The organism is Leifsonia xyli subsp. cynodontis (genome assembly GCF_050632205.1).
In the GTDB taxonomy this organism is placed as follows: domain Bacteria; phylum Actinomycetota; class Actinomycetes; order Actinomycetales; family Microbacteriaceae; genus Leifsonia; species Leifsonia xyli_D.
Genome location: NZ_CP192578.1, coordinates 370,425 through 386,478, shown reverse-complemented (window position 1 = coordinate 386,478; position 16,054 = coordinate 370,425). Strand labels below are relative to the sequence as shown.

The following is a 16,054-nucleotide window of genomic DNA, read 5'->3' as shown; positions in this document are numbered from 1 at the left end:
GCCCGGTCAGTCGTGCAGGATGCGCTGGAACAGCACGTGGTCCTGCCAGCGCCCGGCGATCTGCAGGTACTTCGGCGCGACGCCGATCCGCTCGAACCCGGCGCGCGTCAGCACGGACTGGGATGCGTGGTTCGCGAGCAGGGTCGCGGCCTGCAGCCGGTGAAGCCCGTACTGGTCACGCGACGCCTCGATGACGGACGCCAGCGCGGCGGAGGCGAGCCCGCGTCCGGTGTGATCGCGGTCGAGCCAGTAGCCGACGGTGGCCGACTGGAACGCACCGCGCACGATGCCGCTGAGCGTCACGCCGCCGGCGACCTCGGAGCCCTCGACGAGCACCAGTGGCAGAGCCGCATCCATCTCGCGCAGCGCCAGCAGCTCCCGCGTCTGCGACAGCTGGCCGCCCTCGGTGAAGAAGTCCTCGGTGCGGGTGGGATCCCAGGGCGCGAGGTGGCCGCGGTTGCGCTGGTAGGCGGCGGCGAGCGCCGCGGCGTCCTGCTCCTTCCGCACCCGGAGGATCAGGCCGCCGGGCAGCTCCCGGTCGGCGAAGTCGAGCGCCATCAGTAGCGGTAGTGGTCGACCTTGTACGGGCCGTCGACCGGTACGCCGATGTAGGCCGCCTGCTCGTCCGTCAGCGTCGTCAGCTCGACGCCGAGCGCGTCGAGGTGCAGGCGCGCCACCTTCTCGTCGAGGTGCTTCGGCAGCACGTAGACGCCGACCGGGTAGTTCTCGGTCGAGACGTACAGCTCGAGCTGCGCGAGCACCTGGTTGGTGAACGAGTTGCTCATCACGAAGCTCGGGTGGCCGGTGGCGTTGCCGAGGTTCATCAGCCGGCCCTCGGAGAGCACCAGGATGCTGCGGCCGGTCGGCAGGCGCCACTCGTGCACCTGCGGCTTGATCTCGACCTTCTCGGCGTCGGGGAGCGCCTCGAGCGAGGCCATGTCGATCTCGTTGTCGAAGTGACCGACATTGGCGACGATCGCCAGGTGCTTGAGGCCGAGCAGGTGGTCGAGGGTGACGACGTTGAGATTGCCGGTGCCCGTGATGAGGATGTCGACCTGGTCGATCACCGACTCCAGCCGCGCCACCTGGTAGCCGTCCATCGCGGCCTGCAGGGCGTTGATCGGGTCGACCTCGCTGACGATGACGCGCGCGCCCTGACCGCGCAGGGCCTCCGCCGCGCCCTTTCCGACGTCGCCGTAGCCGGCGACGAACGCGACCTTGCCGCCGATCAGCACGTCGGTGGCGCGGTTCAGGCCGTCCGGCAGGGAGTGGCGGATGCCGTACTTGTTGTCGAACTTGCTCTTGGTGACCGAGTCGTTGACGTTGATCGCCGGGAACAGAAGCTGTCCGGCCTTTGCCAGCTCGTACAGGCGGTGGACGCCGGTCGTGGTCTCTTCCGTGACGCCGAGGATGTCGCCGGCGATGCGCGTCCAGCGGTCCTTCGAGTCGGCCAGCGAGGCACGCAGGGCGGCGAGGATGACACGGTACTCGTGGCTGTCGCCCTCCGCGTCGTCCGGGACGGCGCCGGCGAGCTCGAACTCGCGGCCCTTGTGCACCAGCAGCGTGGCGTCGCCGCCGTCGTCGAGGATGAGGTTCGGGCCGAGGTGGTCGGCGCCCTCCTCGGCCGCCTCCGCGGACCAGTCGAAGATCTGCTGGGTGCACCACCAGTACTCCTCGAGCGTCTCGCCCTTCCAGGCGAACACCGGAACGCCGGCGGGCGCCTCGGGGGTGCCCTCCGGGCCGACCGCGATCGCCGCCGCCGCCTCGTCCTGCGTGGAGAAGATGTTGCAGCTGGCCCAGCGCACCCGCGCGCCGAGGGCGACCAGCGTCTCGATGAGCACGGCGGTCTGCACGGTCATGTGCAGCGAGCCGGCGATGCGGGCCCCCGCGAGCGGCTGGGAGGCGCCGAACTCGGCGCGCAGGGCCATGAGACCGGGCATCTCGTTCTCGGCGAGTCGGATCTGGTGGCGTCCCGCTTCGGCGAGGGAGAGGTCGGCGACCTTGAAGGGCAGGGCGGTCGAGGTGCTTGGCATGGTCCTTATTGTCGCATGCGCGTTGGAGCTGCGCTCAGGCGCGGATGAGCTCGAGCACCTCGTCGCGGATGCGCGCCATGGTGGGCTGGTCCGCCGCCTCGACGTTGAGCCGCAGCAGGGGCTCCGTGTTGGACGGCCGGACCGAGAACCACCAGAACGGCTCGTCCTGGCCGACGTGTCCGGTGACGGTGAGGCCGTCGAGCTCGTCGAAGTCGGCGCGGGAGGCGAACGCCTCCACCACCCGGGTGAACGCGGCGGGCACGTCATCGACGGTCGAGTTGATCTCGCCCGACATCGCGTACGGCGTGTACTCGGCCGCGAGAGCGGAGAGCGGGCGCTCCTGGGAGCCGAACTCCGCGAGCAGGTGCATGGCGGCGAGCATGCCGTTGTCGGCGCTCCAGAAGTCGCGGAAGTAGTAGTGCGCCGAGTGCTCGCCGCCGAACACTGCGCCGGATCGGCGCATGGCGTCCTTGATCAGCGTGTGCCCGACCCGGGTGCGCAGCGGGACGGCGCCGGCCGCCTCGATCGTCTCGGGGACGATGTTCGAGGTGATCAGATTGTGGATGACGGTGATCTCCGCCTCGGGGTCCTCCCGGCGCGCCCGGGCGATCTCGCGCAGGGCGACGATGGCGGCGACGGCCGACGGCGTGACGGCGGAGCCGCGCTCGTCCACCACGAAGCAGCGGTCGGCGTCGCCGTCGAACGCGAGGCCCAGGTCGGCGCCGTGCTCGACGACCGCGCGCTGCAGATCGACCAGGTTGGCAGGCTCCAGCGGGTTCGCCTCGTGGTTGGGGAACGTGCCGTCGAGCTCGAAGTAGAGCGGGATGACGGTGATGGGCAGCGCGGGCAGCCCGGCGGCCTGCTCGAGCACGGCGGGGACGGTGAGGCCGCCCATCCCGTTGCCCGCGTCGACGACGACGGTGATCGGGCGGATCCCGCTCAGGTCGACCAGTGACCGCAGGTAGGCCGCATAGCGCTCCAGCACGTCCTCCTCGCGGAACGTCCCGCGGCGTTCGAGGGCCGGGATGCCGTCGCGCAGGTACGCATCCGCACGGTCGCGGACGGCGCCGAGACCGGTGTCCATGCTGAGGCCCTGCGCGCCCGCGCGGGAGAGCTTGATGCCGTTGTACGTGGGCGGGTTGTGACTGGCCGTGAACATGGCCGCAGGCGCCTCCAGGTAGCCGGAGGCGAAGTACGACTCGTCGGTCGAGCACAGGCCGATGGAGACAACGTCCGCGCCGCGTGCCTGGGCTCCCCGGGCGAACGCGGCGGCGAAGCCGGGCGACGAGTCGCGCATGTCGTGGCCGACGATGACGTCGGTGCCCGCCGCATCCACCTCGTCCACGAACGCGGCCGCGATGGCCTCGACGACATCCTCCGTCAGATCCTTGCCGACCAGGCCCCGGATGTCGTAGGTCTTGACGACGGCGTTCAGACGGGGATCCCTGGGGCTGCTCATGGCCCTAACCTACCGCTAGCGCTCCCGCGGGCGCGGGCTCAGCCCTCGGTGACGCCGACGTGCCGCACGATCTGCCAGCCCTGGGGCGCGGAGAGCCGTTCCGCATGGATCGCGCAGAGGTCGTAGGAGTGCGGTTCGTGCGACAGGCTCAGCGGTCCGATGACGGCCATGGAGTCGGCGTAGACGTACGTGAGCGTCTGCACGGCGTCGCGCGGGCACGCGACACGGGAACAGGGACGGCTCAACATCGGGCTCAGGATACCGGAGAGCCGCGGACGTAGGATGGCGACATGCCCCGCAACCGCCGCACGAGCAGCCAGCCCCCGGCCACCAGCCGCTGGCGGAGCAGGCACGGCCGCGGCGCTCGCGGCCCGGTCACCGGCCCGCACCTGCCCATGCTGCAGAACCGGATCGACTTCTTCGACATGACGGTCGCGTCCACCGCCGACTACCTCAAGGGGGTCTGGCCGGAGGAGCTGGCGAACGTGCACTTCGAGGTCGCCGCGACCCCGATCGGCAACACCGGGGCGGACGGCGTCGACCGGTGGCGGGTGGATGCGTCGCAGCGGCGCATCGTGCTCTACCGGGTGCCCATCCAGCGGCTGACGAAGCTGCACCGCGACGACGAGCTGCACCGCCGCATGTACATCGAGGGATGCGTCTTCCGCGCCGTCGCCGAGCTGCTCGGCAAGGACCCGTGGGACCTCGCTCCGGACCGCTACCGGCACTTCTGAGGCTGGGCGCGCCTAGTTCGGGTAGACCGTGATCGGCGCCGCCAGCGGACCGGGAGGCGCGAGGACGAAGCTGCTCGCGCGTCCGTCGGCCGCGAAGCTCACGCTGCCGTGCAGGCCGTCCGCGCCGGCGATCCGGTAGCCGCCCGGGGCGACCTTGATGAGCGCGCCCCCTCGGCCGGGATGGTCAGCTTCGTCGGCTTCCCTCCGCCGCCGAGCCCGATCACGGTGACCGTCCGGTCGGCCTCTCCGGCGTTGGCGAAGTGGAGCGTGGCCGAGCCGCCCGACGGCACCGACGCGAGGAGTTCCTTCTGCAACGGCTGCGCCGACGAGAACCACGTGAAGTCCCGGGCCTTGGAGCCGATGACCGAGGTGCGGACGGAGGCGACCACGGGAACGTTCGCGTTGACCGTCACGGTGTAGCTGCCGTCTTTCAGGTGGTCGAGCGGCACCTCGGCGACCGTTCCGGCCTTCACCGTCGTGGCGTACGAGTCGCCCGCGGCGGTGCCCGTCTCGCCGACCGCGCCGATGGTGACCTGCGCATCCCTGTCCCCCGGGGCCAGCAGCCGCACGACGGGGAAGTCGACCCCGACGCCCTCCGCCGACTGCGCGCTCTGGATGGCGGCGAACGAGGCGAGGGTGACGCCCGGGATGACCTGCTGCCGCGCCGGCGCGCCGGTCGCCCCGGCGATCTCCGCACCGCGCGGCTGGATGCCCTGCTCGTAGCTCTGCTGCAACGATGCGGTCACCTCGCCGCCCGTGGTCTGCACCCGGACGACCGGTGCGGAGGCGGAGGGGGCGAGTCCGGCGAGTGGGACGACCTTCTGCGAGCCTGCGGGCACGACCACGCCGGTGGCGCCCGGCGCGCTGACGGGGCCCGACTCGGTGTAGATCGAGAGGGCGACCGTGGCGTCGACCGCACCCGCGTTCGACAGGAGCACGAGGCTCGTCTGACCCAGGGACGTGGCGCCCGCGACGAGCCAGGTGTCCGGGCTCGGCTCGGCGCACGCCGCGGCGGCCAGACCGGCGAGATCCTGCGAGGTGGCGGTCTGCGACTGCGCGGCGGCGAACAGCGGTGGTGCGGTGGCGCCCTGCGGCGTCGGCACGGAGGCCATGAGAGGCGCCTCGTCCGAGTCCCGGCTGTCGGCGTCCGGCTTCAGCGGCGAGGTGCGGACGTCCGCGTCGTCGGCAGCGGAGGAGAGGTCCGGCGCCCCGAGCGCGCTCGGCCGGGTGGCCGCTCCCGCATCCGAGGCGAGCGCCAGGAGCGGCCCCGGGCAGACTCGCTGCTGGTCGGCGGGCACCGGAGTCACGGTCTGCGCGGGCGCGCCGATGGCGAAGTCGGGCAGCGGCAGCAGGGTCGCGCCGCCGACCACGACCACGGCCACGCCGAGGCCGATGAGGCCTCCGGCGGCGCGGATCCCCATGCGGGTGAGGCCCTTGCGGTCAGCCACGGTCGCCTCCCTCGAAACGGGCGCGGGGTCGGATGATGGTCTCCTCCAGTCCGTCCTCGAGCGTCGTCGGGCCGGGCGGGGTGGTCACCCGCTCCTCCCAGCGCTCCTCGGGGCGATCGGCGGCCGGTTCGGGCGCGACGGGCTCCGGCTCGTGTGCGACGGGCTCCGGCTCGGGCGCGACGGGCTCCGGCTCGGGTGCGACGGGCTCCGGCTCGGCCGCGGGCTCGACCGGCTCCGGCACCTCCTCCTGCTCCGCCGATTCGACGACGGCCTCCAGCTCCGGTTCCGCCTCGTACTCGTCCAGGCTCTCGTCGGCCACGCCGTCTGCGGCAGCGACGGGACGCTCGGGCTCGTCATCGGGTTCGACCGCACGCTCTGTCTCCGTACGGCGCGGACGCCGGGCGGAGAGCTCGGACACCCGGTCGGCGGAGCGCGTGGTCGGGATGGCGAGCAGCAGCGTGACCCCAATGACGACGCCCTGCACGAGCAGCACGATCAGGCGCCAGATGCCGCCCGCTCCGGCCGGGATCTGCGCGGCGGCGGGAACAGTCGCCGTGGCGCGGTCGAACGCCCAGAGCCGGCCCGTGCCGGTGGCGCCGACGGGGGCGAGCAGCGGGTTCGCATCCATCGCCACCTCGGCACGTGAGCGGGTGACGTCGGCGGCCGCGGTGTCGGTCGAGCCGAGCGCGGTCGCGGATGGCGTCAGCAGCACGAAGTCGATGCCGAGCCGTTTGAGCTGCGCCGAGGCGTCGTAGCCGCTGCGCGACGACAGGTTGCCCGCGAGCTGGGCGAGGTCGCGTTGCCCGGCGCTCAGGCCGCGTTCGGTGTCGGCCAGGGTGGACTGGTCGTCGAGCGTCTGACCGCTGCCCCGCACGATGTCGGCCCGGATGCCGCCGCCCGGCTGCGGGACGATGCGCAGCGTGCCGGCGCGCGGCTGCGTCGCCGCCTTGGCGGTCACGACCGCGGGAAGGGTCCGCCCGTCGCTCTCGGCGACCGCGGCGTGTCCGTTCAGCGTGACGATGCCGATCGGGAGGGCGGCGATCGCCAGCGTGGCGATGGCGGCCCAGGCCGGGTAGACGGCCGCGCGCCCGAGTGCCGACAGGGCGAGCACCGCCGCGCCGATGAGCCCGAGCCAGTACAGGCCGACGGCGCTGCCCGGCCAGATGGGGACGACCGTGCCGCCGGAGACGGCGATCTGCAGGTGCAGCGCGGTGACGGCTGTCAGGAAGCCGGCGAGCGCCACGAGCAGCGCGACAATGGCCCGGACCGTGCCGCGCAGGAACAGCGCCAGGATCGCCAGCACGCCGAGCGGCGCGAGCAGGATCGGAACCAGGATGTTGGCCGACGTCGTGGGCAGCGACAGGCTGGTGGCGAGCGCATGCCATCCGCCGAGCATCCCGTCGGGGAAGCCGAGCGCCAGCTGCCAGGCGGGCGTCTGCCGGGCATCGAGCGGCACTCCGGGGTCGGCGAAGATCGACAGCCAGGCGCCGCGCGAGATCTGCTGCACGGCGAGCGGGGCGAACAGCACGAGCGCGGGCAGCGGGATGAACGCGAGCCGCGCCACGCGACGCCCGCCGAAGGCCAGGGCCGCGATCCACGCGATCAGGAGCGCGGGGATCAGGATGGGCGCGCAGGCCGCCGTCGCCGCTGCGAGGAGGGCGGTGGTGGCGCTGGCCGCCCACGACCGGCGCGCGGCGAGACCGGCGAAGAACAGCCAGGGCAGCAGGATGTGAGCGAGCACCGCGGCGGGACGGCCGCCCTGCAGCGCGACCAGCATCGTCGGAGCGAGCGCGTAGGCGAGGGCGCCGAACGCGCGCAGCGTCCCCCGGCTGGTGAGGCGGGCGGCGGCGAGCCACGCGCCCAGGGCGGAGAGCGGAAGCGCCGCCAGCCACAGCAGCACGACCGACTGCGACGGCTGCCAGAACGTGAGCGTGCCGAGCACCGCGAGCACCGCGGAGAACGGGTCGGCGGCGCCCGTGAAGCCGAGGCTCACATCCCGCCAGCCGTAGCCGAGGTCCGCCCAGAGCTGCCCGACCGACGCATCGAGCGGGAGCAGCCCGCCCCCGGCGAGAGCACCGGAGCCGATCAGGGGGAAGAACAACGCGATGCCGACGAGCAGCGCGGCGAGCACCGCCCATCCACCGCCGGTCCCGAAGAAGTCGAGGTCCTGACGCTCGCCCTGCTGCGCCACCGTCGCGGCTTCGCGCTTCAGCGCACGGGCGCGACGCACCTCGGCGAACGGGATGCGCAGGGGCGCGACGGCGGCCCAGCCCACCTCCCGCGCGGCGGACAGCCGGCGCCGGGCGTTGCCGACCGCCATCCCGGAGAACGCGACGCGGAACGCCGCGCCGAGCTCTCCGCCGATCGAGCCCGGCTCCTTGCGCAACAGCCGGACCAGCCCGCGCAGGATGCCGAGCGGCACGAGCGTGAGCCAGTGCAGCGGCACCGCCCAGCCGGGCGCGTACGCCATGCGTCGGTGCAGCTGCGCGCGACGGCGCTCCCCGCCAGGCGGCGGCGGACGGTCCACTTGCGCGACAGGTTCGGGCCGGCGAGCCCATCTCCGGCGATCGCCACGCGCGCCTGCGCCACCAGGGTGACGCGGAAGCCGGCGAGGCGCGCACGGGTGCAGAAGTCGAGGCCGTCGTCGATGGCGGGAAGGGCCGGGTCGAAGCCGTCGAGCCGCTCCCAGAGGGCCTGCCGGACGAGCATCCCGGCGCTCGAGACCGCGAGCACGTCGCTGAGTCCGTCGTGCTGGGCCTGGTCGAGCTCGTTCTCGACCAGGGGCACGGACGCGCCGAACGGGGTCATCGCCTCGCCGAACTCGCGGATGAAGGCGGGGTCGTCCCAGTCGACGAGCTTCGGTCCGACGACCGCGACCGACGGGGAGACCTCGAGGGCGGCGAGCAGGGCCTCCAGGGCCTGCGGCTCGGGGGCGGTGTCCTGCGCGAGCAGCCACAGCAGCTGCTCGGGCCCGGACGTCGGGGGAAGGACGCGGACGGCGGCGGCGACCGCTGCGCCGAACGGCAGCTTCTCGGGGAGGGAGAGGAACTGGGTCGGCCGGGATTCGGCGAGCAGCCGCGCGGCGTCGTCGGTGGACGCGCAATCGACGGCGATCACGGCGTCAGGGCGACGGGTCTGGGCCGCGAGGGCGTCGAGAGTGCGCTGCAGGTGGGGGCCGCCGCTCTGGGCGACGACGATGGCGGTGACTCTCGGATACATCGGGAGTCAGCCTAGGTCGGGGCCACGCCGAATGCGTCTTTGGGCCGGGCGCGGCGCGCCATTGCGGTCAATTCGGCGCGGCCGGCCCGTGTCAGCCGGCGGTCAGCCGGCGCGCTTGCGGAGCTTGCGGCGCTCGCGTTCGGACAGCCCGCCCCAGATGCCGAACCGCTCGTCGTTGGCGAGCGCGTACTCGAGGCACTGGGAGCGCACCTCGCACGAGGTGCAGATGCGCTTGGCGTCGCGGGTCGACCCGCCCTTCTCGGGGAAGAACGCCTCCGGGTCGGTCTGTGCGCAGAGCGCGTCGGTCTGCCAGGCGAGCGGGTTGTCGTCGTCGACCTCCGCTGACCGGACTCCCGGGACCCCGAGCCGGACCGGGTCGATGAACCAGTCGTCGGGTACCCCGGCACGATATTCGGGAACTGGCATATCGGACTCCCCACCCATGAACTGCTGAAACACGAGATTCCCGTGTGCCACTAATTACACCGTTGTCATTCGCTCACGTCAAGTCGCGAATCGTAAAGCCTTGACCGCTGGTCGAGAGTTCGCGACGCGCCGGTGAACGACAACAATCGCGACACGCCCGGTACGGTCCGCTCGGCCGGAACCGGTGTCAGGACGCCGCCTGGCGTGCTTCCCAGGCGCTGCGCACCATCTCGTCGAGGGTGTGACGCATCTTCCAGTCGAGATCGCGCGCGGCGAGCTCTCCTGAGGCCACGATCCTCGCCGGGTCGCCCGGACGTCGAGGCCCCACTTCTGGGGTGAAGCCGATTCCGGTGACCTCGGCCACCGTCGACATGATCTGCCCCACCGAGACGCCGTCGCCGCTGCCCAGGTTGTAGACGGGCTCGATCGGCTCGCGCGCATCCAGCCGCTTGGCCGCCGCCACATGCGACACCGCAAGGTCGGCCACGTGGATGTAGTCCCGCACGCAGGTGCCGTCGGGCGTCGGGTAGTCGTTCCCGTTGATGCGGGGCGTGCGCCCCTCGGCGAGGGCGTCGAACACCAGCGGGAACAGGTTGTGCGGGCTGGTGTCGCGCAGGCTCACGTCGCCCGACCCGACCACGTTGAAGTAGCGGAGGGAGGTGTGGCGCAGCCCGGCGGCGACCCCCTGGTCGCGCAGCAGCCACTCCCCGATCAGCTTGGACTCGCCGTACGGCGACTCGGGGCTCTTCGGCGTGGGCTCGGTGACGATGTCCACATCCGGCGTGCCGTACACCGCGGCGGACGAGCTGAACACGATCGCATCCACCCCGGCCTCCTGCATGGCCGCCAGCAGCACCGCGGTCGCGGTCACGTTCTGCTCGTACGTGTGCAGCGGACGCTGGACCGACACCCCGGCGTACTTGAAGCCGGCGACGTGCACCACGCCCGTGATGGCGTTCTCGGCGAAGATCGACCGCAGCAGCCCGCCGTCGAGGATGGTGCCGCGGTAGAACGGCACGCCGTCTGGCACGAACTCCGCGTGCCCGCTCGACAGGTCGTCGACCACGACGACGTCGATCCCCTGCTCCCGGAACGCCCGCACGACGTGCGCTCCGATGTAGCCTGCTCCTCCGGTCACCAACCACGCCACGGGCGGTCCTCCTGCTGCTCGATGGAGCTTCCCACCCTAGCGGGCCGCGGAAAACGGAGGAGACCGTGTGCGGCGACGACCTTGCGTCCTCCGCTCCCTGCGATGCTCCGGCGCGTCGCCGCGAGCCTCCTCCGTGCGCCAAGCGCTACACGAACGCCGCCTGGCCGGTGATCGCCCGGCCGACGATCAGGGTGTTCATCTCGCGCGTGCCCTCGTACGAGTACAGCGCCTCCGCGTCGGCGAAGAAGCGGGCCACGTCGTAGTCGAGCACGATGCCGTTGCCGCCGAGCGCCTCCCGGCACCAGGCGACGGTCTCGCGCATCTTCGACGTCGCGAAGGCCTTCGCCAGCGCCGAGTGCTCGTCGCGCTGCTCGCCGGCGTCGAGCATCTCGGAGACGCGGGTGCACAGGCCGATGGAGGCGGTGATGTTGCCCAGAGACTTGACCAGCAGGTCCTGGATGAGCTGGTGGGAGGCGATCGGCTTGCCGAACTGCACGCGCTCCTTCGTGTAGCGCAGCGCCGCCTCGTACGCGCCGACGGCGACGCCGACCGCGGCCCAGGCGACCTCGGCGCGGGTCAGGCGCAGCACGCGGGCCGTGTCCTTGAAGCTGTTCGCGTTCTGCAGCCGCAGCGACTCGGGCACGACGACGTTCTCGAGCGTGATGTCCGCGTTCTGCACGATGCGCAGCGACTGCTTGCCCTCGATCTTGGTCGCCGTGTAACCCGGGGTCGAGGTCGGGACGATGAAGCCCTTGACCTGGCCGTCCTCGGCGCTCTTCGCCCAGATGACCGTGATGTCGCTGAAGGTGGCGTTGCCGATCCAGCGCTTGGAGCCGTTCAGCACCCAGGTGTCGCCGTCGCGCGTCGCGACCGTCTTGAGGCCCTGCGCGGAGTCCGAGCCCGAGGTCGGCTCGGTCAGGCCGAACGCCCCGAGAACCTCGCCGCTCGCCAGCTTCGGCAGCCACTCCGCCCGCTGCTCGTCCGAGCCGCAGACGCCGATGGCGCCGAGGGCGAGGCCGTTCTGCACGCCGACGTAGGTGCTGACGGACGCGTCGATGCGGGCGAGCTCGAGAGCGACCCAGCCGCGGAACACGGCCGAGTTCTCGAACGGGGCGGTCTCCGCGAAGCCGAGGCCGATGGCGCCGTTGCGGTGCAGCACGTCGATGATCTGGTGCGGGAACTCCGCCTTCTCCCAGTACTCGTTGACGATCGGCTTGACCTCCGACTCGAGCTGCGCGCGGAGAGTCGCGATGAACTCCTTCTCGCGGTCGGTCAGCAGGTTCTCGTAGCCGTAGAAGTCGCCGGCGATGGTCTCGAAGGGCATGTCTGCTCCATTGCGTCCACTGTGGATGGGTCGGGCGCCCGTCAGCCTAGGGAAGGCGAGCCGCGTGCGACAAAGCGATTGGTAGTTTGGTCCAACGCGACGAAAGGGATGAGGACGCATGTTTGTGCGCATCGGCAACACTCCGCGCGACTACGCGTGGGGGTCCACCACCGCGATCGCCGGCCTGCTCGGAACGGAGCCCAGTGGCGGCCCGGAGGCGGAGCTGTGGCTGGGCGCGCATCCCGGCTCCCCTCCCGCGTGCTCGACCCGGCCCTGGCGGACGGCGCGGCCGATCTGGCGGCGTGGGAGCGCACGAGCGACCTGCCGTACCTGCTGAAGGTGCTGGCCGCCGACGGTCCGCTGTCGCTGCAGGCGCACCCGTCGCCCGAGCAGGCGCGCGCCGGCTTCGAGCGGGAGAACGCGGCAGGGCTCGCCGCGGACTCGCCCGACCGCAACTACAAGGACCCGTTCCACAAGCCGGAGCTGATCTTCGCGCTCAGCGACCCGTTCGAGGCGCTGTGCGGGTTCCGCGACCCGGCGGAGAGCCGTGCCGCGCTCGAACGGCTGGCGGCGGCCTCCCCGGGCGGGGCCGTGCTCTCGGGCTTCGCCCGCACCCTCGACGGCGAGCCCGGCGCGGTGCTGCGTCGCGCGACCGAGTGGCTGCTGGGCGGCGACACGGATGTGGACCTGCTGGTGGCCGAGGTGGTCGCCGCCGCTCGCGCGCTCCCCGGCGACCGGGATGCGGACACCGTGCGGATGCTCGACGAGGCGTTCCCCGGCGACCCCGGCATCGTGCTCGCGCTGCTCCTCAACCGGGCGACCCTGCGGCCCGGCGAGGTGCTGTACCTGCCGGCGGGCAACATCCACGCGTACCTCCGCGGGCTCGGCATCGAGCTGATGGCCGCGTCCGACAACGTGCTGCGCGGCGGCCTCACCCGCAAGCGCATCGACGTGCCGGAGCTGGTCTCCGTGCTCGACTTCTCGCCGATCCGCGCCACTCCGCTCACGCCGGAGCATCCGGCGGCCGGTGTGGAGGTGTTCCGGCCGGATGTGCCGGACTTCCAGCTGTCGCGCATCCAGCTGGACGCCGACGTGCCGTCGACCGAGCTGCCGCTGACCGGGACCGCCATCGCGCTCTGCACCGATGGGACGCTGGAGCTCACCGGCGCCGGAGGGTCGCTGCGCCTGGCCCGCGGCGAGGCGGCCGTGGTGACCGCCGACGAAGGCACCCTGTCGATCGCGAACGGCCCGGGGACGCTGTTCGTGGCCACGCCGAACCGGTGAGCTATCCTGCGGAAGTGACGAGCCCGACCACCGCCCTGAGCGACCGGATCCGCGCCGAGCGCTCGGCCTCCGGCACCGGCGAGGCGGTGTTCGCCGCTCTCGTGCTGTTCACGCTGTTCGCCGGCGAGTTCTGGCGCAACCTGATCAGCTGGCCCGGATACTTCGTGCTCGCCGCCGCGCTGGCCGTCATCAGCGGTGTGCTGCTGTGGCGGTCGCGGCCGACATTCCGCTGGCGGAATACGCCGAAGACGCTGCTGCTCTTCCTCGCCCTGTGCGTGATCTCGATCGCGTGGTCCGCGTACCCGGGGGCGAGCGCCCTGGGCGTCATCGCGCAGCTGGCGACGACGCTCGGCGGGCTCTTCCTCGCGCTGCGGCTCACCCGCCGGGGGCTGCTCAGCGCCCTTGGCAACGCGTTCCGCTGGATCCTCGGGCTCTCGCTCGTCTTCGAGCTGGTGGTGGCGCTGTTCGTCCGGCAGCCCGTCCTGCCCCTGACGCCCGCGCAGGCGGTGCCGTCGGGCAAGCTCCCGCAGGCGTTCTACTGGAGCCGCGACCTGCTGTTCCACGGCGGCCCGATCCAGGGCATCGTCGGCAACAGCAACCTGCTCGCGATGATCGCGCTGCTCGCGATCGTGGTGTTCGGCATCCAGGTGGCGGACCGCACCACGCGTCACGGGTCGGCCGCCATCTGGCTCGTCATCGCGGTGCTGGAGCTCGCACTGACCCGCTCCGCGACGGTCATCGCGGCGACCCTGGCCACGGCGGTCGTGCTCGGCTTCGCCCTGTGGACTCGGCGGGTCGGCCCCGACCGCCGGACGCCGGTCTACGTGGTGGCTTTCGCGTCCCTGGCGGCGGTGATCGTCCTGGTCTCGGTCTTCGCGCCGCGCATCCCCGCGCTGTTCGGCAAGAGCGAGGACCTCACCGGACGCCTCGACATCTGGAGCAAGGTGATCGGCCTGGCGCAGCAGCGCCCGGTGTTCGGCTGGGGGTGGATCAGCTACTGGGCTCCGTGGGTGAAGCCGTTCGACGGTCTGGCCACCCGCAACGGCGTGGAGTACCTCCAGGCCCACAACGCCTGGCTCGACGTGTGGATGCAGGTCGGCGTGATCGGGCTCGTGGTGTTCATCCTGTTGGTGCTGAGCACGCTCGGCCGCTCCTGGTTCCTCGCGGTCGACCGGCACCGCTTCAGCGTCGCGGACGAGCGCCCGTACACGGCGACGGACCTCCTCCCCTGCTGCTGCTGGCCGCCCTCATCGCGCAGAGCTTCGCCGAAAGCCGCATCCTGATCGAAGGAGGCTGGGCGCTCCTCGTGACGCTCGCCGTGTCCACAAAGCGGACCGCGCACTGACGCCCCGTAGTCTGTTCGCATGGCAACGCCCCGACGGACCCTGGTGCCGCCCGCGGTGACCGAGTTCCTGGGCTCCGCCCGGTTCACCTCGACGCTGGCCCTGCTCGCCGTGGTCACCGGGTTCTCGACGCACGCCATCCGCGGCCTCATCGGCTGGCCGGGCCTGATCGGCGCGCTCTCGGTGCTGGTCGCGCTTGCCGCGGTGTCGTTCGCCGCGCAGTGGCGGCTGATCGAGTGGCACGGGCTCCTTCCCGTCTCCGCGCTGCTGTTCGTCGGCTGGTGCGCCCTCTCCATCCTGTGGAGCCAGTACCAGTGGGCCACCTCCGGCGCGGTGATCTACCAGCTGATCTTCGCGTTCCTCGCCGTGTACATCGCCCTCGTGCGCGACGCGATCCAGATCGTCCGCGTCGTCGGCGACGCCCTGCGGTTCCTGCTGACACTGTCGCTGTCGCTCGAGGTGCTGAGCGGCCTGCTGCTCGACGCGCCCATCCCGTTCCTCGGCATCCAGGGCAACATCGCCGCCGGCGGTCCGATCCAGGGCCTGTTCGGCACGCGCAACCAGCTCAGCATCGTCGCCCTGATCGCGTTCGTCACGTTCCTGGTCGAGCTGCGCACGCGGTCCGTGCGCCCGCCCGTGGCTGCGTTCTCGATCACGCTCGCCGGGCTGTGCATCCTGCTCGCCCACTCCCCCGTCATCGCCGCGGTGTCGGTGGTGGTCGGACTGGCGACCCTCGCGCTGTACCTGATGCGGAAGGCGCCCGCGCAGCAGCGGCCCTACTACCAGTGGGGGCTGGCCATCCTGACCGTGGCGGTGCTGATCGTCGCCTACATCTACCGCACGCGTGTGATCGACCTGCTCAACGCACGCGCCGACTTCCAGGTGCGCTACCAGCTGTGGATCCAGATCTGGCAGCTCATCCCCGTGCAGCAGATCATCGGCTGGGGATGGGTGGGCTCCTGGCCGACGGACCTCTACCCGTTCACGGCGATCGAGGCGAACACCGGGGTGTACCACTCGGACGGGCTCAACGCCTACCTCGACGTCTACCTGCAGGTGGGCCTGATCGGCCTGCTGCTCTTCGTCGCCCTCATCGCGCTGGCGTTCGGCCGCTCGTGGCTGCTGGCCTCGAACCGCCGCAGCACGGTCTACGCCTGGGCGCCGCTGGTGCTCGTGGCCCTGCTCGTGACCAGCGTCTTCGAGAGCTCCATCCTCGTGGAGTCCGGATGGATGCTGCTCGTCATCTGCACCGTCAAGGCCTCGCAGGGGATGAGCTGGCGGCTGCGGCTGCCGCACCGCGACGCGAGCTGACGCCCCGGCCGATGGCGCGCATCCCGACCAGGTGCACGGCGAGGCCGACGGCGGGGCCGGCGGCGAGCGCGAGCGCCGCACGCCCGGCGAGGGGAAGCGGCACGAAGAGCAGGGCGAGCGTGACGACGGAGGCGGCCACCCAGCCGACGGCGTAGAGGCCGTGGAGGTTGCGTGCGAGCACGGCGGACCCGCTGACGAACAGCGCCCCGATGAGGCCGGAGGAGGCGATGAGCGCCACGAGCACGCCCGCCGAGAGGTCGAACTGCTCGCCGAACACGACGTGCATGACCGGCTCCCCCACAGCCATGCAGCGCCGCAGAGCA

13 protein-coding genes and 1 pseudogene are annotated in these 16,054 nt (G+C 71.9%); 4 read left to right on the top strand and 10 right to left on the bottom strand.

Annotated features, from left to right (window positions below; genetic code table 11):
* Positions 1-6 precede the first annotated feature (6 nt).
* From ACQ86M_RS01855 to ACQ86M_RS01840, 4 genes are read right to left on the bottom strand one after another with little or no spacing between them, the layout of a single operon-like run.
* A complete protein-coding gene (locus tag ACQ86M_RS01855; RefSeq protein WP_431246845.1) occupies positions 7-558 on the bottom strand; it encodes a GNAT family N-acetyltransferase in 552 nt (183 codons plus the stop codon).
* Positions 558-2,033, bottom strand: a complete 1,476-nt coding sequence (gene ahcY, locus ACQ86M_RS01850) for an adenosylhomocysteinase (RefSeq protein ID WP_431246844.1) — start codon at positions 2,031-2,033, stop codon at positions 558-560. Before ahcY ends, ACQ86M_RS01855 begins: the two co-directional genes overlap by 1 nt.
* Before the next feature lie 34 nt (positions 2,034-2,067).
* Entirely contained in the window at positions 2,068-3,492 is a 1,425-nt protein-coding gene (locus tag ACQ86M_RS01845) for a phosphomannomutase/phosphoglucomutase (RefSeq protein ID WP_431220471.1), read from the bottom strand.
* Between the two features lie 38 nt (positions 3,493-3,530).
* Complete coding sequence (locus tag ACQ86M_RS01840) at positions 3,531-3,740, bottom strand: DUF3499 family protein (protein ID WP_431220470.1); 210 nt, start codon at positions 3,738-3,740, stop codon at positions 3,531-3,533.
* A 42-nt stretch (positions 3,741-3,782) separates the two neighbouring features.
* Here ACQ86M_RS01840 and ACQ86M_RS01835 point away from each other — a divergent pair, with 42 nt between their 5' ends.
* A complete protein-coding gene (locus ACQ86M_RS01835) occupies positions 3,783-4,226 on the top strand; it encodes a metallopeptidase family protein (RefSeq protein ID WP_431220469.1) in 444 nt (147 codons plus the stop codon).
* Between the two features lie 98 nt (positions 4,227-4,324).
* Here the strand turns inward: ACQ86M_RS01835 and ACQ86M_RS01830 are convergent, their stop codons facing one another.
* The 5 genes from ACQ86M_RS01830 to ACQ86M_RS01810 all read right to left on the bottom strand — a co-directional run bounded on the left by ACQ86M_RS01830 (position 4,325) and on the right by ACQ86M_RS01810 (position 11,793).
* On the bottom strand, positions 4,325-5,674 hold the full coding sequence (locus ACQ86M_RS01830; RefSeq protein WP_431246843.1) for a DUF5719 family protein: 1,350 nt from the start codon (positions 5,672-5,674) through the stop codon (positions 4,325-4,327).
* A 2,208-nt stretch (positions 5,675-7,882) separates the two neighbouring features.
* Positions 7,883-8,893 carry a glycosyltransferase family 2 protein gene (locus ACQ86M_RS01825; protein ID WP_431246842.1) on the bottom strand — a complete coding sequence of 337 codons (1,011 nt, stop codon included), beginning with the start codon at positions 8,891-8,893 and terminating at the stop codon, positions 7,883-7,885.
* A 102-nt stretch (positions 8,894-8,995) separates the two neighbouring features.
* Positions 8,996-9,319, bottom strand: a complete 324-nt coding sequence (locus ACQ86M_RS01820) for a WhiB family transcriptional regulator (protein ID WP_431220466.1) — start codon at positions 9,317-9,319, stop codon at positions 8,996-8,998.
* A gap of 187 nt (positions 9,320-9,506) precedes the next feature.
* Positions 9,507-10,469, bottom strand: a complete 963-nt coding sequence (galE, locus tag ACQ86M_RS01815) for a UDP-glucose 4-epimerase GalE (protein WP_431246841.1) — start codon at positions 10,467-10,469, stop codon at positions 9,507-9,509.
* A 145-nt stretch (positions 10,470-10,614) separates the two neighbouring features.
* Complete coding sequence (locus ACQ86M_RS01810; RefSeq protein ID WP_431246840.1) at positions 10,615-11,793, bottom strand: acyl-CoA dehydrogenase family protein; 1,179 nt, start codon at positions 11,791-11,793, stop codon at positions 10,615-10,617.
* A gap of 118 nt (positions 11,794-11,911) precedes the next feature.
* Between ACQ86M_RS01810 and manA the strand changes: the two are divergent.
* The 3 genes and pseudogenes from manA (at position 11,912) to ACQ86M_RS01795 (ending at position 15,731) form a co-directional block, all read left to right on the top strand.
* Positions 11,912-13,077, top strand: a pseudogene (manA, locus tag ACQ86M_RS01805) (mannose-6-phosphate isomerase, class I).
* A gap of 14 nt (positions 13,078-13,091) precedes the next feature.
* Entirely contained in the window at positions 13,092-14,360 is a 1,269-nt protein-coding gene (locus ACQ86M_RS01800; protein WP_431246839.1) for an O-antigen ligase family protein, read from the top strand.
* A gap of 81 nt (positions 14,361-14,441) precedes the next feature.
* Positions 14,442-15,731 carry an O-antigen ligase family protein gene (locus ACQ86M_RS01795; RefSeq protein ID WP_431246838.1) on the top strand — a complete coding sequence of 430 codons (1,290 nt, stop codon included), beginning with the start codon at positions 14,442-14,444 and terminating at the stop codon, positions 15,729-15,731.
* Here the strand turns inward: ACQ86M_RS01795 and ACQ86M_RS01790 are convergent.
* A complete protein-coding gene (locus ACQ86M_RS01790) occupies positions 15,673-16,017 on the bottom strand; it encodes a hypothetical protein (protein ID WP_431220460.1) in 345 nt (114 codons plus the stop codon). The two genes, ACQ86M_RS01795 and ACQ86M_RS01790, sit on opposite strands and share 59 nt — an antisense overlap.
* Positions 16,018-16,054: the final 37 nt, after the last annotated feature.